Genomic DNA, 21,490 nt, shown 5'->3' with positions numbered 1-21,490 from the left:
CAAGAACCCGCTCGATCGAAGACCGGCACGAGATGCCGCTCGGGTCCTCCCCATCGCCTGGTACCACAACCAGGAGGACCATTCTTTATGTCAGAACACACCGTGACCGAGGTCGTCGCGACCATCGACAACGGCAACCACCCGTCGCGGGAGATCCGCTTCAGCACCGGCCGGTTCGCCCGGCAGGCCGCGGGTTCGGTCACCGCCCAGCTCGGCGACACGCTCGTGCTGTCGGCCACCACGGCGTCCAAGAGCCCGAAGGAGCACTTCGACTTCTTCCCGCTCACGGTCGACGTCGAGGAGCGGATGTACGCCGCGGGTCGCATCCCCGGCTCGTTCTTCCGCCGGGAGGGTCGTCCCAGCGAGGACGCGATCCTCACCTGCCGCCTGATCGACCGTCCGCTGCGCCCGACGTTCGTCAAGGGTCTGCGCAACGAGGTCCAGGTCGTCGTGACGGTCATGTCGCTCGACCCCGACACGCTCTACGACGTCGTCGCGATCAACGCCGCGTCGCTCTCCACCCAGCTCGCCGGCCTGCCGTTCAACGGCCCGATCGGTGCCACCCGGATGGCGTTCGTCGGCGGCGACTGGATCGCGTTCCCGACCCACACCGAGCTCGAGACCGCCACCTTCGACATGGTCGTCGCCGGCCGCGTCACCGAGGCGGGCGAGGTCGCGATCATGATGGTCGAGGCCGAGGCCACCGAGGGCACCGTCGCGCTGATCGCCGGTGGCGCCCCCGCGCCCACCGAGGAGGTCGTCGCCGCCGGTCTGGAGGCCGCGAAGCCGGCCATCAAGGCGCTGGTCGAGGCGCAGGCCGAGGTGGCCGCCAAGGCCGCGAAGCCCACCGCCGACTACCCGGTCTTCCTGGACTACCAGGACGACGTCTACGAGGCCGTCTCGGCCGCGGTCACCACCGAGCTGGACGCCGCGCTGCGCATCGCCCCCAAGCAGGAGCGCGAGACCGAGCTCGACCGGGTCAAGGGCCTGGCCGTGGAGCGGGTCGGCGCGCAGTTCGAGGGCCGCGAGAAGGAGATCGGCGGCGCCCTCAAGGCGCTGACGAAGAAGCTCATCCGCCAGCGCGTGCTGCGCGACAAGGTGCGCATCGACGGCCGTGGCCTCACCGACATCCGGACGCTCTCGGCCGAGGTCGAGATCCTGCCCCGGGTGCACGGGTCGGCGCTGTTCGAGCGGGGCGAGACCCAGATCCTGGGCGTCACCACGCTGAACATGCTCCGGATGGAGCAGCAGCTCGACACGCTCTCGCCCGAGACGCGCAAGCGGTACATGCACAACTACAACTTCCCGCCCTACTCCACCGGTGAGACCGGCCGGGTGGGCTCGCCGAAGCGCCGCGAGATCGGTCACGGCGCGCTCGCCGAGCGGGCGCTGGTGCCGGTGCTGCCGAGCCGCGAGGAGTTCCCCTACGCGATCCGGCAGGTCTCCGAGGCGCTGGGCTCGAACGGCTCCACCTCGATGGGCTCGGTCTGCGCCTCGACGATGTCGCTGCTCAACGCCGGTGTCCCGCTGAAGGCGCCGGTCGCGGGCATCGCGATGGGCCTGATCAGCGACACGGTGGACGGCAAGACCGAGTACGTCGCGCTGACCGACATCCTCGGTGCCGAGGACGCCTACGGCGACATGGACTTCAAGGTCGCCGGCACCAAGGAGTTCGTGACCGCGCTCCAGCTCGACACGAAGCTCGACGGCATCCCGTCCGAGGTGCTCGCCGGTGCGCTCACCCAGGCCAAGGACGCCCGCCTGACGATCCTCGAGGTCATGGGCGAGGCGATCGACGGTCCGGACGAGATGAGCCCGTTCGCGCCGCGCGTCACCACGGTGACGATCCCGGTCGACAAGATCGGCGCGGTCATCGGCCCCAAGGGCCAGATGATCAACTCGATCCAGGACGACACCGGCGCCGACATCACGATCGAGGACGACGGCACGATCTACGTCGGCGCCTCGGACGGCCCGTCGGCGCAGGCCGCGGTCGACCGCATCAACGCGATCGCCAACCCCACCCTGCCGAAGGTCGGCGAGCGGTACCTGGGCACGGTCGTGAAGACCGCCGCCTTCGGTGCGTTCGTGTCGCTGGTCCCCGGCAAGGACGGTCTGGTCCACATCTCGAAGCTCGGCAATGGGAAGCGGATCGGCAAGGTCGAGGACGTCGTCAAGGTCGGGGACAAGATCCAGGTCGAGATCACCGACATCGACGCCCGCGGCAAGATCAGCCTGGTGCCGGTGCGTGACGAGGCCGCTGCGCCGGCCGCCGAGGCGGCCCCCGCCGAGACGCCTGCGTGACAACTGGCGAAGCACGGTACGGCGGCACCGTCCGCCGTACCGTTCTCCCCAACGGTCTCCGGATCGTGACCGAGGCGCTGCCGGGAGTCCGCAGCGTCTCGTTCGGCGTCTGGGTCGGAATCGGCTCGCGGGACGAGACCCCACGCCTGGCCGGTGCGTCGCACTTCCTCGAACACCTGCTGTTCAAGGGAACCAAGCGGCGCACCGCCTGGGAGATCTCCGCGCAGATCGAGGCCGTCGGCGGTGACACCAACGCGTTCACCGCGAAGGAGTACACCTGCTACTACGCGCGCGTGCTCGACACCGATCTGCCGCTGGCGGTCGACGTCATCTGCGACATGCTGACGTCCTCGCTGGTCACCGCGAGTGACCTGGAGGTCGAGCGGCAGGTGATCCTGGAAGAGATCGCCATGCACGACGACGAACCCAGCGACGTCGTGCACGATCTGTTCACCACCGCCCTCTACGGTGACCACCCGCTCGGCCGGCCGGTGATCGGCACGACCGAGTCGATCACCGCGATGAAGCGTGACCAGGTGGCCGGGTTCTACCGCCGCCGGTACACGCCGCGCCACCTCGTCGTCGCCGCCGCGGGCAACCTCGACCACGACGAGACCGTCAAGCTGATCTCGGCGGCGTTCGGCGGCTTCCCCGAGGGGGAGCCCACGACTGCGCGTCGCGGCCCGGCGGTCCGGCCGGTGGGGCCGGCGCTCGCGGTGCGGTCCAAGGAGACCGAGCAGGCGCACCTCGTGCTCGGCGTTCCCGCGATCGACCGGTTCGACGATCGTCGCTTCGCGCTGGGCGTGCTCGACCAGGCCCTGGGCGGCGGCATGAGCAGCCGCCTGTTCCAGGAGATCCGGGAACAGCGCGGCCTCGCGTACTCGGTCTACTCGTTCGACACCCAGTACGCCGACGCCGGGCTCTTCGGCGTCTACGCCGGGTGTGCGCCCCGCCGCGCCCACGAGGTGCTCGACCTGATCCGCGTGGAGCTCGACCGGGCCGCGTCGGGTGGGATCACCGACGAGGAGGTCCGCCGGGGCAAGGGCATGCTGCGCGGCGCGAGCGTGCTCGGCCTGGAGGACACGTACTCGCGGATGAGCCGCATCGGCAAGGCCGAGCTGGTGCACGGCACGATCCTCTCGATCGACGAGGTGCTGACGCGCATCGACGCGGTGACGCCGGAGGACGTCCGCACCCTCGCCGCGGAGCTGTTCACCGGGCCGGCCTCGCTCAGCGTCGTCGGGCCGTTCGCCGAGAACGATTTCGATTCGGCTTTTTCCTCCGAGGGAGTGGCATAGACGTGGCAGCGACCCGGGTCGGCGTCATCGGAGCACGCGGACGGATGGGCGCGGAGTCGGTCCGCGCGATCGCCGCGGCCGACGATCTGGAGCTGGTCGCCGAGCTCGGTTCGGGCGACGCGCTCGACACGCTCGCCGACGCCGAGGTGGCCGTCGAATTCACCCGCCCGGACGTCGTGCTGGACAACATCGAGTGGTGCGTCGGACACGGTGTCCACGTCGTCACCGGCACCACCGGCTTCACGCCCGAGCGGCTCGACACCGTGCGCGGCTGGCTGGCCGACTCCCCCGGGGTCGGTGTCGCCGTGGTGCCGAACTTCGCGCTCGGCGCGGTGCTGATGATGCGGTTCGCCGAGACCGCCGCCCGGTACTTCGAGTCGGTGGAGATCGTCGAACTGCACCACCCGCAGAAGGTCGACGCCCCGAGCGGCACCGCCCGGCTGACCGCGGAACGGATCGCCGCCGCGCGCTCGTCGGCGGGCCTGGGCGCGATCCCCGACGCGACGTCGTCGGAGCTCGAGGGGGCCCGGGGTGCGTCGATCGACGGGATCCCGGTGCACTCGGTGCGTGCCCGCGGGCTCGTCGCGCACCAGGAGGTGCTGTTCGGCGCGGCGGGGGAGACGCTGACGATCCGGCACGACTCGTTCGACCGGGCGTCGTTCATGCCCGGGGTGCTGCTCGCGGTGCGGTCCGTGGTGGCGCGTCCGGGGCTGACGATCGGCCTCGACCCGCTGCTGGACCGGTGAGAGCCAAAGCCACCGTCGCCGTCCTGGTGGCGGTGCTCGCGGTGTACCTCGCGCTCGCGCTCAACCGCGCGGTGATCCTGCTGCGCACCGGCGACGCCGTGCTGATCGCGCTGGGCGTCGGGATGCTGCTGCTGCCCGCGCTCGGCGGGTGGCTGATCTGGCTGGAGATCAAGTTCGGCCGGGCGACCGAGCGGCTGGCCGACGAGCTCGCCGCCGAAGGGGGCCTGCCGGTCGACGACCTGCCCCGGCGCCCGTCGGGCCGGGTGGTGCGCGAGGCCGCCGACGCGCGGTTCCGGGAGCGCCAGGCCGAGGTGGAGGCCGATCCGGACGACTGGCGCCGCTGGTTCCGGCTCAGCCTGGCCTACGACGACGCCGGCGACCGGCGCCGGGCCCGCCAGGCGGCACGGAAAGCGATAGCCCTACGCAACGACCTCGGGGATGCACGTACCGGGCACAATCAGTGAGCGGAACCTGTGAACGGCGCTCAGCCGTTGGCAGGGTGTCCATTCACCACTGAGGAGGCCTCCCGGTCATGATCTGTCCGAAGTGCCAGGCACCGATGCGACAGTACGAGCGAGCCGGCGTCACGATCGACCAGTGCACTGAGTGCCGGGGAATCTTCCTGGACCGCGGCGAACTCGAGCGTCTGGTCGACGCGGAAGACAAGTACAGCCGCGGACGCGGTGCGCCGAGCGCCCCGCCGCCCGCGCAGGGCTACCCGCCGCAGCCCGGGTACGGCCAGCAGCCCGCGTACGGCCAGCCCGGCTATGGGCAGCCCGCCTACGGCCAGCCGGCATACCCGAGCCACTCGTCGCACGCGTCCGGCCACGGCGGCTACGGGCACCACGGCCACCGCCGCCACCGTGGCCACCGCCGCCACAAGTCGGTCTTCGACGACCTGTTCGGCTAGAGGGCGGCCCGCCCAGAACGACGCTGCCGAGCGGGCGCGAGGTCTTGAGTATCAGTTATACGAGGCGACCTCGCGCCCGCTCGGCAGCCCCGCCCTGGACGGGCTCCAGGTCACTGCCAAGAACACAGCCGCTACGCGTCGGTGAAGGTGGTGGCTAGACGGAGTTCGGGGACCTCGGTGCCGTTCATGTCGAGGACCCGGCCGACGCCGTCGGGGGCCCAGCCGGCGGATTCGAGGAAGTTCCGGGTCGCCTGATCGGCGTCCAGCGCCCAGGCGACGGCCCGGGTGAACCCGTTCTCGCGAGCCACGTCGGCCACGGCGGCCAGCAACCGGCTGCCGTGGCCGCGGCGTCCCCAGCGGGGCTCGACGAGCAGCGTGCTCACGGCCAGCGTGGTGGCGTCCCACTCGCCCTCGCCGTGGTCCTCGGACGTGTAGCCGGGGCCGACCAGGTCCTCCACGGTCGCGGGGCCGGCGGCCGCGAAACCGACCGTGGCGTCGCCCTCGGTGGCCACCAGCACGTGGTGTCGCGGTGTCGGCGGCTCCACGACCGCCGACCGCCACTGCGCGGCGACCTCGTCCGCGCCCAGCTCGGCGAGCACGCTCTCCGGGATCACCCGCGCGTACGCGGTGCGCCACGTCTCCAGCTGGATCCGGGCCACCGCTTCGGCGTCTTCCGGCCGCGCGGGCCGCACAAAGGCATCAACCACGCAGCGCAGCGTAGCCAGCGACGTTTTCTGTCGGTGGGGCCGGGCAGGATGGGCGCCGTGACGATGACCGTGCAGAGCTTGTCGGCGGCCGAGGCGCGGCGGGCCGCGCTCGCGGCCCAGGGCTTCGCCGATCCGCGGCCGAGCGGCAACCCGGGCCGCCGCGCGCTGCACCGCGTGCTCGGCCGGGTGGGGCTGTTCCAGATCGACTCGGTGAACGTCCTGGTGCGCTCGCACTACCTCCCGGCGTTCAGCCGCCTCGGCCCCTACCGGCCCGAGCTGCTCGAACGGGCCGCGTACGCACCGGAGCGGCAGCTGTTCGAGTACTGGGCGCACGAGGCCTCGCTGCTCCCGGTCGACACGCAGCCGTTCCTGCGGTGGCGGATGGCGCAGGCGGCCGACAAGGCCTGGGGCGGCATGCGCCGCATCGCGGCCGAGAAACCCGAGCTGGTCGCGAAGGTCCGCGACACGATCGCCGAGCGCGGCCCGATGAGCGCGGGTGAGCTCGAGGCCGAGAGCGGAACGAAGGCGCCCCGCTCCGGGCCCTGGTGGGATTGGCGGGAGAGCAAGCTCGCGCTGGAGTACCTGTTCTGGGCCGGCGAGGTGAGCACGTTCGACCGGCGCAACTTCGAGCGCCGGTACGACCTCACCGAGCGGGTGCTGCCGCCGGAGGTGGTCGCCACCCCCACCCCCGCGCCCGCCGACGCCTACCGCGAGCTGATCCGCCGCTCGGCCCGGGCGCTGGGCGTGGCCACCGAGCCCGATCTGCGCGACTACTTCCGGCTCAAGCCCCACCAGTCCAAGCCCGCGGTGGCCGAGCTGGTCGAGGAGGGCACGCTGATCCCGGTCGCCGTCGAGGGCTGGCGCGACGTCGGGTACCTGGCCGCCGACGCCCGCATCCCGCGCCGTGTGGGTGCGAGCGCGCTGCTCTCCCCGTTCGATTCGCTGGTCTGGTTCCGGCCGCGTACCGAGCGCCTGTTCGGGTTCCGCTACCGCCTGGAGATCTACACCCCGGCGCCGCAGCGCGTGCACGGCTACTACGTGCTCCCGTTCCTGTTCCGCGGGCAGCTCGTCGGCCGGGTCGATCTGAAGGCCGACCGGGCCGCCGGGGTGCTCCGGGTGCCGGGGGCGTTCGGCGAGCCCGCGCTCGCGGCGCCGTCGGTACCCGCGGGCGAGGGCGAGATCGCGCTCCCGCGTGGCGCCGGGGCGTCGGCCAGGCGGCGGGCGTTCGCCGACGAGGCGGTGGCCGCGCTCGCCGCCGAGCTGCACTCGCTCGCCGGCTGGCTCGGCCTGGAGCGGGTCGAGGTCGCCCCCAACGGCGATCTGGCGGCGCCGTTGATCGCCGCCGTCGGGTGATCGACAACGCCTGATCACCGGTCGCGAACCGCGTGTATCGTCGCCCGGAGAGCTGGTTTTTTGAAGGAGGACGGATGCTCGAGCAGGCCGGAGCTCAGCAAGCCGGGCACGAGCACCCCGAGCACTACCAGCAGTACGGCTGGAACTACGCGCCGCCGAGCCGCTTCGAGCGCATCACGATGGCCGCGTGGACCAAGCCGTCCTGGCTCGCCCCGCTGGCGATCCTGGGTTGCGTCGGGGCCGCGGGCACCTACGTGCTGAGCAACAACCCCACCGACGCGCAGCTCGACCCGCTGGGCCCGTGCGCGTTCAAGCTGCTCACCGGGCTCGACTGCCCGGGCTGCGGCGGCACCAGGATGGTCTGGTACCTGCTCCACGGGGACATCCTCAACGCGGTGCGCTATCACGTCGTCGCGCTGGTCGCGATCCCGATCCTGGCCTACGCGTACGTCGTTTTCGCGGCCAACCGCCTGTTCAAGGTGAAACTGCCGAGCAAGCGCATCCCGCTCCTCGCGGTCTTCGGCTACCTCCTGTTCTGGGTGGTTTTCGCCGTGTTGCGCAACCTCCCGTGGGCTCCGTTCGACTGGTTCTACGTAAGCTGACCGGCGGATCCCCTCCCCGGTAAACAGCAAGGAGCAATCGTGGCCGAGATCGTGCCGCTGTCTGTCCGCGCGATCGCTTGGACGCACTTCGAACCCCCGGCCGACGTCGACTGGTCGACCGACGCCGAGGGCGGTGAGGCGCTCGCCGAGTTCGCCGGCCGTGCGTGTTACCAGTCGTGGAGCAAGCCGAACCCGGCCACCGCGACGAACGCCGGCTACCTCCGGCACATCCTCGACGTCGGCCACCTCTCGGTGCTCGAGCACGGCAGCGTCACGTTCTACCTCACCGGTGTCTCCCGCTCGCTCACCCACGAGCTGATCCGCCACCGGCACTTCAGCTACAGCCAGCTCTCCCAGCGGTACGTGCCCGAGCGCGACGCGGCCATGGTCGAGCCGGAGATCATCGCCGAGGACCCCGAGCTGCACGCCGCGTTCACCAAGGCCGCCGAGGCCAGTGTCGCCGCCTACACCGAGCTGCTCGAGGGCCTGGAGAAGAAGTTCGCCGAGGAGGGCGCCACCAACCGCACGCTGGCGCGCAAGCAGGCCCGCCAGGCCGCGCGCAGCGTCCTCCCGAACGCCACCGAGACGCGCATCGTCGTCACCGGTAACTACCGTGCGTGGCGGCACTTCGTGGCGATGCGTGCCACCGAGCACGCCGACGTCGAGATCCGCGCGCTGGCCGTGGCGTGCCTGCGTGAACTGCAGCGGATCGCGGCGAACGCGTTCGCCGACTTCACGATCACGGCACTGCCGGACGGCACTGAGGTAGCCACCAGTCCCTTGGTCACCGAGGGCTGAGTCCGCCGACGCGTCATGGCCGCCGGGACGGTAGCGTGAGCAGCATGAGTGCCGATCCACGGCGGCCGTTCGGCCGCGTTCTCACCGCCATGGTCACGCCGTTCGCGGCGGACGGGTCGCTCGACGTCGAGGGCGCGCAGGCCGTGGCCGAGCACCTGGTCGACGTGGCCGGCAACGACGGTCTGATCGTGAACGGCACCACCGGCGAAGCCCCCACGATGACCGACGCCGAGAAGGAGTCGGTGCTGCGCGCGGTCATCGAGGCCGTCGGCGACCGGGCGACGATCGTGGCCGGTGCGGGCAACAACGACACCCAGCACTCGCTCGAGCTCGTGCGCACCGCCGAGAAGGCCGGCGCGCACGGCGTCCTCATTGTTTCGCCGTACTACAACAAGCCGCCGCAGGCGGGGCTGGCCCGGCACGTGCGCACCCTCGGGGACGCCACCGGCCTGCCGATCATGCTCTACGACATCCCGCACCGCACCGGGGTGGCGTTCGCCACCGAGACGCTGATCGAGCTCGCGCAGCACCCGCGGGTCGTCGCGGTCAAGGACGCCAAGGGTGATCTGGCCGCCAGCGCCGAGGTGATCGCGAACTCCGACCTGGCCTGGTACAGCGGCGACGACATCCTCACGCTGCCGCTGCTGTCGGTCGGCGCGGTCGGTGTCGTCAGCGTCACCGGGCACCTGGTCGCGCCGCGCATCCGCGCGATGATCGACGCGTTCGAGCGTGGCGACGTCGCCGAAGCCACCGCCCTGCACCAGGGCATGCTGCCGGTCGACATCGGCGTCTTCCGCACCCAGGCAGCGATTCTCACCAAGGCCGCGTACAACCTGCTGGGCCTGCCCGGCGGTTCGGTGCGGTCTCCGCTGGTCGACGCGACCCCGGAGCAGATCGCCGTGCTCCGGGACGATCTCGCGCGCGGCGGAGTGGACCTGAACAGCAAGGAGAGCTAATGACCAACCCGCCGGGCAGCAAGAAGGGGCAGCCGGTGGCACCGGCGGTACTCGGACCGCCCCCACCGCTCCCGGCCGGGGGCCTGCGTGTGCTGCCACTCGGTGGTCTGGGCGCGATCGGCCGCAACATGACGGTGTTCGAGGCCGAGGGCCGCCTGCTCGTCGTCGACTGCGGGGTGTTGTTCCCCGAGGCCGACCAGCCGGGCGTCGACCTGATCCTGCCCGACTTCACGCCGATCGCCGACCGCCTGGACGACATCGAGGCGATCGTGCTCACCCACGGGCACGAGGACCACATCGGCGGTGTGCCGTACCTGCTGCGCCTCAAGCCCGACATCCCGCTGGTCGGCTCCCGCTTCACGCTCGCGCTGATCGAGGCGAAGCTGCGTGAGCACCGCATCGAGCCCTACAGCCTCACCGTGCGCGAGGGGCAGGCCGAGCAGCTCGGCCCGTTCGGCTGCGAGTTCTTCGCGGTCAACCACTCGATCCCGGACGCGCTGGCGGTGGCCATCCGCACGGCGGCCGGCACCGTGCTGCACACCGGCGACTTCAAGATGGACCAGCTGCCGCTCGACGGCCGGCTCACCGACCTGGGCGGCTTCCACCGCATCGGGCGTGAGGGCGTCGACCTGCTGCTGGCCGACTCGACGAACGCCGAGGTGCCGGGTTTCGTCACCTCCGAGCGGGAGATCGGGCCGGTGCTCGACGACCTGTTCCGGTCGGCGAAGCGCAAGATCGTCGTCGCGAGCTTCGCCTCGCACGTGCACCGGGTGCAGCAGGTTCTCGACGCCGCGCGGGCCCACGGGCGCCGGGTGGCGTTCGTCGGCCGCTCGATGGTGCGCAACATGGGCGTGGCCCGCGATCTGAAGCTGCTCAAGATCCCGGAGGGGCTGGTCGTCTCGCTCGACGACGCCGCGAACCTCCCGCCGGAGAAGGTCGTCTTCATGTCGACCGGCTCCCAGGGCGAGCCGATGAGCGCTCTCGGCCGCATGGCCTCGCGCGACCACCGGCACATCACGGTCGAGCCGGGCGACACGGTCATCCTGGCCTCGTCGCTGGTCCCGGGCAACGAGAGCGCGGTGTACCGGGTCATCAACGGGCTCGCCCGGTGGGGCGCGAACGTGATCCACAAGGAAGTCGCGAAGGTGCACGTGTCCGGGCACGCCCCGGCCGGTGAGCTGCTCTTCCTGCTCAACGCGGTGAAGCCGCGCAACTACATGCCGGTGCACGGCGAGTGGCGCCACCTGCAGGCCAACGCCCGTCTCGGCGCGCAGACCGGTGTGCCGGCCGACCGCATCGTGCTCGCCGCCGACGGCGACGTGATCGACCTGGTGAACGGCCGGGCACGCATCACCGGCCACATCGACACGCACTACGTCTACGTGGACGGTCTGGCCGTCGGTGACGTCGGCGAGACCGCGCTCACCGAGCGGCGCATCCTCGGCGACGAGGGGTTCATCGCGGTCACCGTGGTGGTCGACGAGGCCACCGGCAAGGTCGTCGGTGGCCCGTTCGTCGCCGCCCGGGGCTTCGCCGACGACCCGTCGGCGTTCGACCCGGTGCTCCCGCTCATCGAGCAGGCGCTGAACTCTGCCGCGGCCGATGGGGTCATCGAACCGCGGCAGCTCCAGCAGACCGTGCGGCGCACGGTCGGGCGCTGGGTCAGCGACACCTACCGGCGCCGCCCCATGATCGTCCCGACGGTGCTCGAGGTCTAGGCCCTGTCCTGCAAGTCCGTGCTCGGCTGCGGCTCCGCTCAGCCGCCGCCAGGCCGCGTTGGAGGCCTTCCCCGATACAACAGCGGTATCGGGAAAGGCCTCCGCCTTGCCTGACGACGCCTGAGCGGTGCCTCGCTGCGAGCGAGACTCACAGGACAGGGCCTAGTAGCGGCGGCCCTTCAACCGGCTGGAGAGCTTGCGCAGCTTCTGCTGGTTGGAGGGCTTGGACAGTTCCCGCTGAGCCTGGCTGATCAGCTGCTGTCCCTTCGGGGTGCGTGCGAACGCACGGATCCGGTTCATGATCGACGCCATCGGTTCTGCCTCCCTGGTGGCGGACGGTCCTCTTCCAGGGAACAACGTCCCGGCAAGCCGTAATCGTTCCGACACCCACTGTCGCGGCGTGTCGCTCCCCGGCGCGCTTGCGTGAGAGACGAGTGTCGGCACGATACGGTCATCACCATGGCTGGTGGTGGTTCACGTGTGTCCGGATCGAAGGGACCCGCGAAGAAGGCTGCCCCGCGCAAGACGGCCGCACGCAAGGCCACCGCGGCCAAGGCGACGCCCCGGAAGGCGACGGGCGCCAAGCGCCCCGCCGCGCGGGCGAAAGCGGCCCCGTCCCGCGTACCTGGCCCCGGCCAGGTCCTCGTCAACGCGTGGCTGCTGGTCGCGCGGGGCGTCGGCGGGGGAGTGCGAGCGGCGGGGCGGCAGGCGTCGTCGGCACGCGATCTTCCGCCGGAGCACCGGCGTGACGGTGCCGGGCTGTTCGTCCTCGCGCTCGCGATCGTCGCGGCCGCCGCGCTCTGGTTCGACGCCGGTGGCCCCACCGGTGAGGGCATCCGCATCGGCGTCCGCTGGCTCGTCGGGTCGGCCGCCGTCGCGCTGCCGATCCTGTTCGGAGCCGCGGCCGTCCGCATGATGCGGACCCCGGCCGACCCCGAGCACCGGGGTCGCATGCTGGTCGGATGGTCGGCGCTGACGATCGGTTTACTCGGCCTGTTCCACCTCGGAGCCGGTGACGCCGCGAACCCCGACACCTGGACGCACGCCGGCGGCGTGATCGGCCGGTTCTCGGCCGGGCCGCTGGTCGCCGCGGTCACCGCCTGGGTTGCGATCCCGATCCTGATCCTGGTCGTGATCTTCGGCGTGCTCGTCGTCACCGCGACGCCGATCGCCGCCATCCCGGCCCGTCTCGACCAGCTCTGGGGCCTCACCCAGGGCCGGGTCCCGACGATCCAGCCCGACGTCGAGTACGACGAGGCCGGCCTGGAGGTGGTCGAGGACGCGGTCGCGCCGCCGAAGCCCCGGCGTCGTCGCCGCACGGCCGAGGAGGTCGTGCCGGACAACGGGCCGGTGGGCGACCCGGAGGAGACCGGCGCCATCCGGCGGTCCGGTCCGGACAGTGTGCCCGCGGGCGGTGTGCCCGGTCCCCGTCCCGGGGAGCGGCGCCCGAAGCCTTCCGACATCCCGGCCACGCCGCCCAAGGCCGCGCCGGAGCACTCCCCGGCGCCGACGCGCTCGGAGCAGCTCGCGCTGACCGCGACCGAGGGCGACTACCGGCTGCCGCCGCCCGACCTGCTCGCGGCCGGCCCGCCGGCGAAGACGCGCAGCCGCGCCAACGACACCGTGATCTCGGCCCTGACCGGCGTGTTCGAACAGTTCGACGTGGACGCGGCCGTCACCGGCTTCACCCGCGGCCCGACGGTGACGCGCTACGAGATCGAGCTCGGCCCGGCGGTGAAGGTGGAGCGCATCACGCAGCTCTCACGCAACATCGCGTACGCGGTCAAGTCGCCGGACGTCCGGATCATCAGCCCGATCCCGGGGAAGTCCGCGGTCGGGGTGGAGATCCCGAACACCGACCGGGAGAACGTGTCCCTCGGTGACGTGCTGCGCAGCCACGCCGCCACCAGCGACGAGCATCCGATGCTGATCGGCCTGGGCAAGGACATCGAGGGCGGGTTCGTCGTCACGAACCTCGCGAAGATGCCCCACCTGCTGGTGGCCGGTGCGACCGGTTCCGGTAAGTCGAGCTTCGTCAACTGCCTGATCACCAGCATCCTGACCCGGGCGACGCCGGACGAGGTGCGGATGGTGCTGATCGACCCCAAGCGGGTGGAGCTGACGCTCTACGAGGGCATCCCGCACCTGGTCACGCCGATCATCACGAACGCCAAGAAGGCCGCGGACGCCCTGCAGTGGGTCGTGCGCGAGATGGACATGCGTTACGAGGACCTCGCGGCGTCCGGCGTGCGCCACGTCGACGACTTCAACAAGCGGGTGAAGTCGGGAAAGATCGTCGCCCCTCCGGGCAGCGAGCGGGTCTACAAGCCCTACCCGTACCTGCTGGTGATCGTCGACGAGCTCGCCGACCTGATGATGGTCGCCCCGCGCGACGTCGAGGACGCGATCGTACGCATCACGCAGTTGGCGCGTGCGGCCGGCATCCACCTGGTGCTGGCCACCCAGCGGCCCTCGGTCGACGTCGTGACCGGTCTGATCAAGGCCAACGTGCCGTCGCGGCTGGCGTTCTCGACGTCGTCGCTGGCGGACTCGCGGGTGATCATCGACCAGCCCGGCGCCGAGAAGCTGGTCGGCCGCGGCGACGGGCTGTTCCTGCCGATGGGCGCCTCCAAGCCGCTCCGTGTGCAGGGCGCCTGGGTCAACGAGGGCGAGACCGCGGCGGTCGTGAAGTTCTGCAAGGAGCAGCGCGAGGCGGAGTTCCGCCAGGACGTCACTGCGCCGGTCGCGACCAAGAAGGACATCGACGAGGACATCGGCGACGACCTCGACCTGCTCTGCCAGGCGGTGGAGCTGGTCGTGACGACGCAGTTCGGGTCCACCTCGATGCTCCAGCGCAAGCTGCGTGTCGGGTTCGCGAAGGCCGGGCGCCTGATGGACCTGATGGAGTCGCGTGGCGTCGTCGGGCCGTCCGAGGGGTCCAAGGCCCGGGACGTGCTGGTGAAGCCGGACGAGCTCGATTCGGTGCTCGTCGTGCTCCGCGGGGGCGCCCCCGCGGAGTGAGTGCTACGCCGGGTGCGCGGCCGCCAGCGCCGCCGCCCTGGCGCCGGCCTCGGCCGGGGTCAGCACGTCGCCACCGATGACGACGGCCTCGAACATCGACAGCGGGATGCGCTCGAACAGCGGCGACCCCAGCGTCTCGAAGACACCACCGGGCACTAGCCGGTCCGGTGTGGTGACGACCACCGTGGGCAGGCGCCGGGCCAGCTCACGCGTGCTGACGATGTTGAGGATGTCGGTGGGTCCGACGGCGTCGGCCCCGCACAGGCCGGTGCTGCCGACCACGTTGGCGGCGTCCACCCCCAGCGCGGCGAGCACGCGCCGGGTCAGGCTGCTGCTCGGTGCCGTGACGAACCCACCGGGGCGCTCGCGCAGCAGCGCGTGCGCGGTCTCGATCGCGGTACGGGCGTCGAGTTCCAGGCGGTCGCCGAAGGCCTCCAGCGTCGCCGCCGGAGCGCCGGACGCGAGCGCCCGTTCCAGGTGCCAAAGGCTGGCGTATCCACTCAATTCCCGGCGCAGGAAATGCACGCTTTCGGTGATCCGGTCCGGCTCGTCGGTGAGTTTCTTCAACACCTCGATGGCCATCTGTGTAACGCCGGTGCAGCCGACGCCCCGGACGGATACCAGGTCGACGAGTGAAAGCGGAATTCTGGACTCGGTCACCCAACGCGCCTTTCTGGATCGTTCAATTGCGCGCCTACAAAATACCCGTCGTCCGCACTCGCGCAATGACCCTCTCGGGTGCCCTCGATCACCTGCCCGGATACCTCGACGTATCGCGATGATTCGTGCGCTGGGCGCGACGAATAAGATCGACGGCAGGAACTGGCGTGACCATTCGTCACGGCAGTATCCACCGCTGGGATCGGGACTCGGTGACCGGATACATTGACGGACAGCGCGGAGACCGATCCGGTGTGTGAGGCTGGCGCCGTGCGTCGGCGCGACGAGGCTCGGCCGGGATCGGCACGCCTACCGCCTGGAGGAATCTAGTGGCCGCTCCGCACCGATCGGTATTTCTCCCCGAGAACGTCTTTCCGCCTGAACGCGTTCCGTCACTTCTCACCCGTTCGGCCGTCAAGCAACAGCTCTATTCCGTCGACACCTATTTCCGGGATTCCTGGGAAGACCTGGCCGGTGTCTGCAATTCCCGCGCCGCCGAAATAGCCGGTCGTCACGCTTTTCTCCTGCTCAAGCCGGACGCCGTGGTCAGGCGTCAATTGAGTGCAGCGTTGAAATGGCTTTCCGCGCAGCGGTGGGAAGTGGTGCACGCGCGCCGGTTCCGGGTGAACCGCTGGGCGGTCCGCGCATTGTGGCAATACCAGTGGAACACCGCGACGCGCGATCGCCGGGAAATGGCCGACCGCTACATGTCGGCCACCGATTCACTGGTCCTGGTGCTCCGTGTCACCGATGAATCCACGGAATGGGCGTGTACGGAACTCACCCGGGCCAAAGGCGGGTCGGATCCGCTCCGCTGCCGCCCCGGTCAGCTGCGGCACGCGCTCGGCACCCTGAACCAGCAGCTCAACCTGGTGCACAGCGCGGACGAGCCGGCCGACCTGATCCGCGAGATCGGGATCTGCTGCCCGGCGGAGGAGCGGAGCGCGCTCTACACGGCGCTGGCCGACGGCGCGGACGCCTGGGGTGAGGCGTTCGCGTTGGCGCACGAGCTCGAGGCCGGCCAGGAGCTGCGTGACCTGTCGCTGTCGGGCACCGTCGAGCAGGTGCTCGCCCGGGCCGGCCGGTCGACCGAGCTGCACGACTGCCTCACCCGGCTGAGCGCCGGCGACGAGGTGTCCTGGCCGGCCGTGTCCCGGGCGGCCGAGCGCTCGGGCGTCGACCTGGGCGACTGGGAGCGGATCGTGCTCGGCACCTACCTTCTGGTGCCGACGCTGGCCGGTGTCACCCCGCTGCTGCCGGACGGGTCGGCTCACCCACCGGAGCTCCCGTAGTCCCAGCGGTGCCCGGTGCCGCGGTAGTCGCTGGCCGCGATCAGCTTCTCGGTGACGTCCATCCGGTCCGCGTAGAGCGTCCCGTCGAGATGGTCGATCTCGTGCATGACGAGCCGGGCGACGCTCTCGGTGAAGACGCTGACCCGGGGCGAACCGTCGTACCCCTGGTGCTCGACCGTGATGCGCAGCGGGCGTGCCAGCCGGCCCCGGGCGTCGAAGAAGCTCAGGCACCCCTCGTACTTCGGCTCGTCGACCTCCGGCGACTCGTCGACCACCCACGGGTTGACCAGCTCGATGCGCTGACCGTCCGGATCGATCACCACGGTGGCCCGGCGGTCGATCCGGATCTGCGGCGCGGCGAGCCCGGTCCCCTTGGTGAACGTGTGCACCTTCCGGATCGCGACGAGGCGCTCGTGCAGCGCCCGGACCACGGCCCGGGCCTCGCCGGCCTCGGCCGGGAGCACGAACGGCCGCGCGGTCGACCGGAGCATCGGCTCCTCACCGAGCTGCGCGATCCCCAGCTGCCGCATGAGGGCGCTCGACGGGCCGGCGGGCACGGCCGCCGGGCGGGAGGCGGACGAACCCGAGCCGCCGCCGGGGGAGTCGGTGACGGGGACAGCAGGGGGTAGCGACATTTCCGGAGGGCTCCACGGCATCAGGCGGGGCGGTAAGGGCTCCCGGGCGGCCCGGTTCGCCGAGAAGAATGATTCTCATGGGGCAGCAGAGACTCATGAGACTTCGACACACTAGCGGGCGCGATCAGCGCGCGCCGTCCCGCCGTGGCCTGGGTCCACATGGGAGGAAAACGCCGCTGAATCGCTGATCGCGAGGTGTGATTCTCATGCTCACTCATCCGTAGCGGACGCCGGATCGATTGCGACTCGCCCGGAGTCAACTCACTCTGGGGTGTGTCGCACTTGCCGGGAAGTGATGAGAGCCCACAAGAAGACAACCCGTTACCCCTGCGGGCGGTGCTGTTCGACATGGACGGCACGCTGGTCGCGAGTGACGGTGTCTGGGACCAGGCCATGACCGAGTTAGCCACCGCCTACGGCGGGCGGCTGCCGGCCGAGTTCTTCGACCGCAGCATCGGGCTCGCCGCCGCCGAGGCGATGGTGATCGCCCACGAGGAGCTGGGTCTGCCCGACGACGACCTTCCCGACAACCTCCGCTGGGTGCACAACCGGGTGCTGACGCTCCTGAGCGTGACGCCGCCACGCTGGTTCGAGGGCGCGCGCGAACTCGTCCGCACGGTCCGGCACTCCGGTCTGCTGACCGGGCTGGTGACCTCGTCGAGCCGGGAGCACGTGGACGCGGCGCTGGCCGAGGCCGACCGGCACCGGTTCGACGTCATCGTCTCCGGTGACGACGTGGTGAGGCCCAAGCCCGAAGCGGAGCCCTACCTGCGCGCGGCCGGGCAACTGGGTGTCGCGCCGGGCGAGTGCGCGGTCGTCGAGGACTCGGCGATCGGCGTGGCCAGTGCGCTGGCCGCCGGCTGCCGGGTCGTCGTGGTGACACCGGTGTCGGACGAGTGCCTCACCGTCGGCGGGATCGCGGAGGTCGACCTCGACCTCCTGCGATCACTGCAGCACGGCCGGCCGTCGCCGGTTCAGGGTTGAGCGTCGGGTGGCTGATCTTCCGGAGTGGTCGGAGCGCTCGCCGCGCTCCGACCGCTCGGCCCGATCGGTCGCCCGCCCGGACCGCAGCCCGGCGCCCGGCCCGTTCTGGAACTGCCAGAGCAGCCGGTACCGCGCGTTCAGCTGGGGCTGCGGCACCTCCCAGAACCACTCGACCTCGCCCTCGGGCGTGTGCGTCACCTGCGGGGTGACGCCGAGCGGCGATCCGTCGGCGGTCATCGAGGTCTCGGTGCCCCACACCCGGGGCTCGAGGTGAGCCGGGAACGTGAGCCGCACCGAGAGGTACCGGGTGGGCAGCCTGATCGCGCGCTGGAACCAGCGGCCCCAGATGCTCTCCGGCACCGTGTACGAGTACTCGATCCAGGTGCGCGCGCCCGGGTAGAGCGGGAACTCGTAGTCGCCGTTGCGGAACTGGAGCCAGACCTGCTTGGCGAACGGCTGGTCGTTCGTCACCCGCCAGTCCATCGGCTCGCCCTCGCACACCGCGCGCAGGTCGATCGTGTCCCAGGTGAGCGGCTCTTCGGACTGGTCGTCGCTGCTGATCTTGATCCAGTACAGCGTCACCGGTTTGCTGCCCACGTTGTGCAGGTGACGGCGGATCGTCATCACGTAGTCCCGGCCGTCGAACCGCAAAGAGGCCTCTTCGCGCTCGACCACGAGATCGGAGGACGGATCGGCGGTGACCGAGACCGGCACGGCCGCGCCCGCGGCCGCGTTCTGCCGGGTGCGGTCGTACTCACGCCAGAGCGCCCACAGCCGCCCGCCGAGCCCGAGGACGTCGTCCGCGCGGCGCGCGAAGTCCTCGGTGGGGCGATGACGCCCGCTCTCGATGTGGCTGACGTACGACGGGTCGAAAGACATCCGTCGCGCGAGCGCCTTCTTCGATAAACCGGCATCGACACGGCGCCTCGTCAGCTCCGTGCGAAACGCATCCATCGCCGCTGTCACCTGCGTCACCGGGGTAGTCGTGACGTCATGGTCCATGTGCGCACCTCACTGAGTGCGTGGACTTACTCCACACACTGTAAGCCGTACGAGCGTCAGGCGGCGACGTGTATCCGGTTTAAGGCAATTCATCCCGTCGAATCTGTCACCTTCGCCCCCTTCGGGCTGGTGCGGACCCGGGTGCGGAGTCCCGGTCCGGCGGGCGAACCCAGCATCGGCCGGTAGGCTCGCCGCATGCCTCGGAATGCCGGCGACCGTCGTGTCGCTCTCGTCACGCTGGGCTGCGCGCGCAACGAGGTCGACTCCGAAGAGCTCGCCGGCCGTTTGGCCGGTGACGGCTGGGAACTGGTCGACGCCTCGGATGCCGACGTCGTCCTCGTCAACACCTGCGGGTTCGTCGAGCAAGCCAAGAAAGACTCGGTCGACACGCTGCTCGCCGCGTCCGACAGCGGCGCCAAGGTCGTCGCGGCCGGGTGCATGGCCGAGCGGTACGGCAACGAGCTGGCCACGGCGCTGCCGGAGGCCGACGCCGTGCTCGGCTTCGACGACTACGAGTCGATCTCCGACCGGCTCGGCCGGGTGCTCGCGGGCGAGGAGCTCAGCGCCCACACCCCGCGGGACCGGCGCACGCTGCTGCCGATCAGCCCGGTCGAGCGGTCGTCCGCGCCGGTCGCCGTCCCCGGGCACGCGGCCCTGCCGGACGGCGTGGCCCCGGCGTCCGGCCCCCGGGTGCTGCGCCGCCGCCTGGAGGGCGGCCCGGTCGCCCCGCTGAAACTGGCCAGCGGTTGCGACCGGCGGTGCGCGTTCTGCGCGATCCCGTCCTTCCGCGGCGCGTTCGTCTCCCGGCGCCCCACCGAGATCGTCGAGGAAGCCAGGTGGCTGGCTTCGCAGGGTGTCCGCGAGGTCGTCCTGGTCAGCGAGAACTCCTCGTCGTACGGCAAGGACCTCGGCGACCCCCGGCTGCTGGAGGCCCTGCTGCCCGAGCTGGCGGCGGTGCCCGGCATCGTCCGGGTCCGGGTGTCCTACCTGCAGCCCGCCGAGACCCGGCCGTCGCTGATCAAGGTCATCGCCGGGACGCCGGGTGTCGTTCCCTACTTCGACCTCTCGTTCCAGCACTCCAGCGAGCCGGTGCTGCGCCGGATGCGCCGCTTCGGCTCCACCGAGCGGTTCCTGGAGCTGCTGGCCACCGCACGCGAGCTCGCGCCCGAGGCGGGCGTGCGGTCGAACTTCATCGTCGGGTTCCCCGGCGAGACCAAGGCCGACGTCGCCGAGCTGGCCCGGTTCCTCACCGCGGCGCGCCTCGACGCGATCGGCGTGTTCGGGTACTCCGACGAGGAGGGCACCGAGGCCGCGACGCTCACCGGCAAGGTGCGCCGCGACACGATCGACCGCCGGTTCGACCGGATCTCGCGGCTCGCCGAGGAGCTCACCGCGCAGCGCGCCGAGGAACGCCACGGCACGATCGTCGAGGTGCTGGTCGAGTCGGTGGACGACGACGGTGTCGCCGAGGGGCGCGGCGAGCACCAGGCCCCCGAGGTCGACGGCTCGGTGACGCTCTCCGGCGAGTGTCCGGTGCTCGGCCGTCTCGCCGTCGGCGATCTCGTGCGTGCCCGGGTCACCGGCAGTCTCGGCGTCGATCTGGACGCCGAGGTGCTCGGCGTCGTCGACCGGGTCGGTGTCGACCCCGCGCTCCTCGAGCGGGCCCCCTCGCCCGTCGGCTCTGGCGGATGAGCGGCGTGGCGGCCGGCGCTGAGTCGCCAATGCCCTCCGAGGACGTCCCCAAGAAGCAGGCGCCCCTGCTGAACGCGGCGAACGTGCTCACCGCGCTGCGGATCGTGCTCGTGCCGGTGTTCGTCGCCGCGTTGATCGTCTCGGACGGCACGCACACCGGGTGGTTGTGGACGTCGGCGGCGCTGTTCGCGATCGCGTCGATCACCGACTACTGGGACGGCCGCATCGCCCGCGCCCACGACCTGGTGACGCCGTTCGGCGCGGTCGCCGACCCGATCGCCGACAAGGCGCTCACCGGTGCGGCGCTGATCGGGCTCTCGGCCTACGACCTGCTGCCCTGGTGGGTCACGGTGGTGATCATCGTCCGCGAGCTCGGCGTCACCGCGCTGCGGTTCTGGGTGATGCGCCACGGCGTGATCGCGGCCAGCCGCGGCGGCAAGCTCAAGACGCTGCTCCAGATCATCGCGATCATCTGGTACCTCTGCCCGGTGCCCGACCCGATCGAGGTCGCCGGGTCCGTCGTGATGGGAGCGGCGGTGCTCGCGACCGTCGTGACCGGAGCGGACTACGTCGTCCGCGCGCTGACGCTGCGCCGCACCGGGCGGGAGCGGTGACGCCCACGGCGGCCGAGGTCCTCGCCGCGCTGCGCGCACGGGGGCAGACGCTGGCGACCGCGGAGTCGCTCACCGGCGGGCTGCTCGCCGCGCACCTGGTCGACGTGCCGGGCGCGTCCCGGGTGTTCCGCGGCGGCATCGTCGCGTACGCCACCGATCTCAAGGCGACGCTCGTCGGCGTCGACGAAGCGCTGCTCG

At 71.2% G+C, this 21,490-nt stretch carries 22 protein-coding genes; 16 read left to right on the top strand and 6 right to left on the bottom strand.

What is annotated here, in order from left to right; translation table 11 throughout:
* Positions 1-87: 87 nt before the first annotated feature.
* The 5 genes from ABD437_RS27050 (at position 88) to ABD437_RS27030 (ending at position 5,258) form a co-directional block, all read left to right on the top strand.
* The gene (locus ABD437_RS27050) at positions 88-2,304 is read left to right on the top strand and encodes a polyribonucleotide nucleotidyltransferase (protein ID WP_344651727.1); all 2,217 of its coding nucleotides are present in this window, start codon (positions 88-90) and stop codon (positions 2,302-2,304) included.
* Positions 2,301-3,602, top strand: a complete 1,302-nt coding sequence (locus tag ABD437_RS27045) for a M16 family metallopeptidase (protein WP_344651726.1) — start codon at positions 2,301-2,303, stop codon at positions 3,600-3,602. Before ABD437_RS27050 ends, ABD437_RS27045 begins: the two co-directional genes overlap by 4 nt.
* A gap of 2 nt (positions 3,603-3,604) precedes the next feature.
* Positions 3,605-4,348: a 4-hydroxy-tetrahydrodipicolinate reductase gene (dapB, locus tag ABD437_RS27040; RefSeq protein ID WP_344651725.1), complete on the top strand. Its 744-nt coding sequence runs from the start codon at positions 3,605-3,607 to the stop codon at positions 4,346-4,348.
* Complete coding sequence (locus ABD437_RS27035) at positions 4,345-4,812, top strand: hypothetical protein (RefSeq protein ID WP_344651724.1); 468 nt, start codon at positions 4,345-4,347, stop codon at positions 4,810-4,812. Before dapB ends, ABD437_RS27035 begins: the two co-directional genes overlap by 4 nt.
* A 68-nt stretch (positions 4,813-4,880) precedes the next feature.
* The gene (locus ABD437_RS27030; protein WP_344651723.1) at positions 4,881-5,258 is read left to right on the top strand and encodes a TFIIB-type zinc ribbon-containing protein; all 378 of its coding nucleotides are present in this window, start codon (positions 4,881-4,883) and stop codon (positions 5,256-5,258) included.
* 131 nt (positions 5,259-5,389) lie between these two features.
* Here the strand turns inward: ABD437_RS27030 and ABD437_RS27025 are convergent, their stop codons facing one another.
* Positions 5,390-5,965, bottom strand: coding sequence for a GNAT family N-acetyltransferase (locus ABD437_RS27025; RefSeq protein ID WP_344651722.1), 576 nt, complete (start codon positions 5,963-5,965; stop codon positions 5,390-5,392).
* A gap of 63 nt (positions 5,966-6,028) precedes the next feature.
* On the opposite strand from ABD437_RS27025, the gene ABD437_RS27020 reads away from it, so the two are divergent.
* From ABD437_RS27020 to ABD437_RS27000, 5 genes are all read left to right on the top strand, one after another.
* On the top strand, positions 6,029-7,318 hold the full coding sequence (locus ABD437_RS27020; protein WP_344651755.1) for a winged helix-turn-helix domain-containing protein: 1,290 nt from the start codon (positions 6,029-6,031) through the stop codon (positions 7,316-7,318).
* Between the two features lie 74 nt (positions 7,319-7,392).
* The gene (locus tag ABD437_RS27015; RefSeq protein WP_344651721.1) at positions 7,393-7,920 is read left to right on the top strand and encodes a DUF2752 domain-containing protein; all 528 of its coding nucleotides are present in this window, start codon (positions 7,393-7,395) and stop codon (positions 7,918-7,920) included.
* A 39-nt stretch (positions 7,921-7,959) separates the two neighbouring features.
* Complete coding sequence (gene thyX / locus ABD437_RS27010) at positions 7,960-8,718, top strand: FAD-dependent thymidylate synthase (RefSeq protein ID WP_344651720.1); 759 nt, start codon at positions 7,960-7,962, stop codon at positions 8,716-8,718.
* A 44-nt stretch (positions 8,719-8,762) separates the two neighbouring features.
* A complete protein-coding gene (gene dapA, locus ABD437_RS27005; RefSeq protein WP_344651719.1) occupies positions 8,763-9,674 on the top strand; it encodes a 4-hydroxy-tetrahydrodipicolinate synthase in 912 nt (303 codons plus the stop codon).
* Positions 9,674-11,392 carry a ribonuclease J gene (locus ABD437_RS27000; RefSeq protein WP_344651718.1) on the top strand — a complete coding sequence of 573 codons (1,719 nt, stop codon included), beginning with the start codon at positions 9,674-9,676 and terminating at the stop codon, positions 11,390-11,392. Before dapA ends, ABD437_RS27000 begins: the two co-directional genes overlap by 1 nt.
* Positions 11,393-11,554: 162 nt before the next feature.
* Here the strand turns inward: ABD437_RS27000 and ABD437_RS26995 are convergent, their stop codons facing one another.
* Complete coding sequence (locus ABD437_RS26995; RefSeq protein WP_344651717.1) at positions 11,555-11,704, bottom strand: hypothetical protein; 150 nt, start codon at positions 11,702-11,704, stop codon at positions 11,555-11,557.
* Between the two features lie 147 nt (positions 11,705-11,851).
* On the opposite strand from ABD437_RS26995, the gene ABD437_RS26990 reads away from it, so the two are divergent.
* Positions 11,852-14,413: an FtsK/SpoIIIE family DNA translocase gene (locus tag ABD437_RS26990; protein ID WP_344651716.1), complete on the top strand. Its 2,562-nt coding sequence runs from the start codon at positions 11,852-11,854 to the stop codon at positions 14,411-14,413.
* A gap of 3 nt (positions 14,414-14,416) precedes the next feature.
* Here ABD437_RS26990 and ABD437_RS26985 read toward each other — a convergent pair whose 3' ends face one another.
* Together ABD437_RS26985 and ABD437_RS26980 are read right to left on the bottom strand one after the other, a co-directional pair.
* On the bottom strand, positions 14,417-15,073 hold the full coding sequence (locus ABD437_RS26985; protein WP_344651715.1) for a hypothetical protein: 657 nt from the start codon (positions 15,071-15,073) through the stop codon (positions 14,417-14,419).
* A 392-nt stretch (positions 15,074-15,465) separates the two neighbouring features.
* Positions 15,466-15,588, bottom strand: coding sequence for a hypothetical protein (locus tag ABD437_RS26980; protein WP_344651714.1), 123 nt, complete (start codon positions 15,586-15,588; stop codon positions 15,466-15,468).
* Positions 15,589-15,642: 54 nt separating this feature from the next.
* On the opposite strand from ABD437_RS26980, the gene ABD437_RS26975 reads away from it, so the two are divergent.
* Positions 15,643-16,365, top strand: a complete 723-nt coding sequence (locus tag ABD437_RS26975; protein WP_344651713.1) for a hypothetical protein — start codon at positions 15,643-15,645, stop codon at positions 16,363-16,365.
* Here ABD437_RS26975 and ABD437_RS26970 read toward each other — a convergent pair.
* On the bottom strand, positions 16,344-16,895 hold the full coding sequence (locus ABD437_RS26970; RefSeq protein ID WP_344651712.1) for a peptide deformylase: 552 nt from the start codon (positions 16,893-16,895) through the stop codon (positions 16,344-16,346). The genes ABD437_RS26975 and ABD437_RS26970 overlap by 22 nt on opposite strands.
* Before the next feature lie 441 nt (positions 16,896-17,336).
* Here ABD437_RS26970 and ABD437_RS26965 point away from each other — a divergent pair, with 441 nt between their 5' ends.
* Positions 17,337-17,984, top strand: coding sequence for an HAD family hydrolase (locus ABD437_RS26965; RefSeq protein WP_344651711.1), 648 nt, complete (start codon positions 17,337-17,339; stop codon positions 17,982-17,984).
* Here ABD437_RS26965 and ABD437_RS26960 read toward each other — a convergent pair.
* Positions 17,946-18,938 carry a helix-turn-helix domain-containing protein gene (locus tag ABD437_RS26960; protein ID WP_344651754.1) on the bottom strand — a complete coding sequence of 331 codons (993 nt, stop codon included), beginning with the start codon at positions 18,936-18,938 and terminating at the stop codon, positions 17,946-17,948. The genes ABD437_RS26965 and ABD437_RS26960 overlap by 39 nt on opposite strands.
* A gap of 243 nt (positions 18,939-19,181) precedes the next feature.
* Here ABD437_RS26960 and rimO point away from each other — a divergent pair, with 243 nt between their 5' ends.
* The 3 genes from rimO to ABD437_RS26945 all read left to right on the top strand — a co-directional run.
* Positions 19,182-20,678 (top strand): 30S ribosomal protein S12 methylthiotransferase RimO, encoded by a 1,497-nt coding sequence (gene rimO, locus ABD437_RS26955; protein ID WP_344651710.1) that lies wholly within the window; start codon positions 19,182-19,184, stop codon positions 20,676-20,678.
* A gap of 29 nt (positions 20,679-20,707) precedes the next feature.
* Positions 20,708-21,292, top strand: a complete 585-nt coding sequence (gene pgsA / locus ABD437_RS26950; protein ID WP_344651709.1) for a CDP-diacylglycerol--glycerol-3-phosphate 3-phosphatidyltransferase — start codon at positions 20,708-20,710, stop codon at positions 21,290-21,292.
* Positions 21,289-21,490: CinA family protein (locus ABD437_RS26945; protein WP_344651708.1), on the top strand; the 202-nt coding region annotated here is incomplete at its 3' end. The genes pgsA and ABD437_RS26945, both read left to right, overlap by 4 nt.

This window comes from Cryptosporangium japonicum (genome assembly GCF_039524755.1).
Classification (GTDB): Bacteria; Actinomycetota; Actinomycetes; order Mycobacteriales; family Cryptosporangiaceae; genus Cryptosporangium; species Cryptosporangium japonicum.
This window is presented reverse-complemented; position numbering and strand designations above follow the sequence as displayed.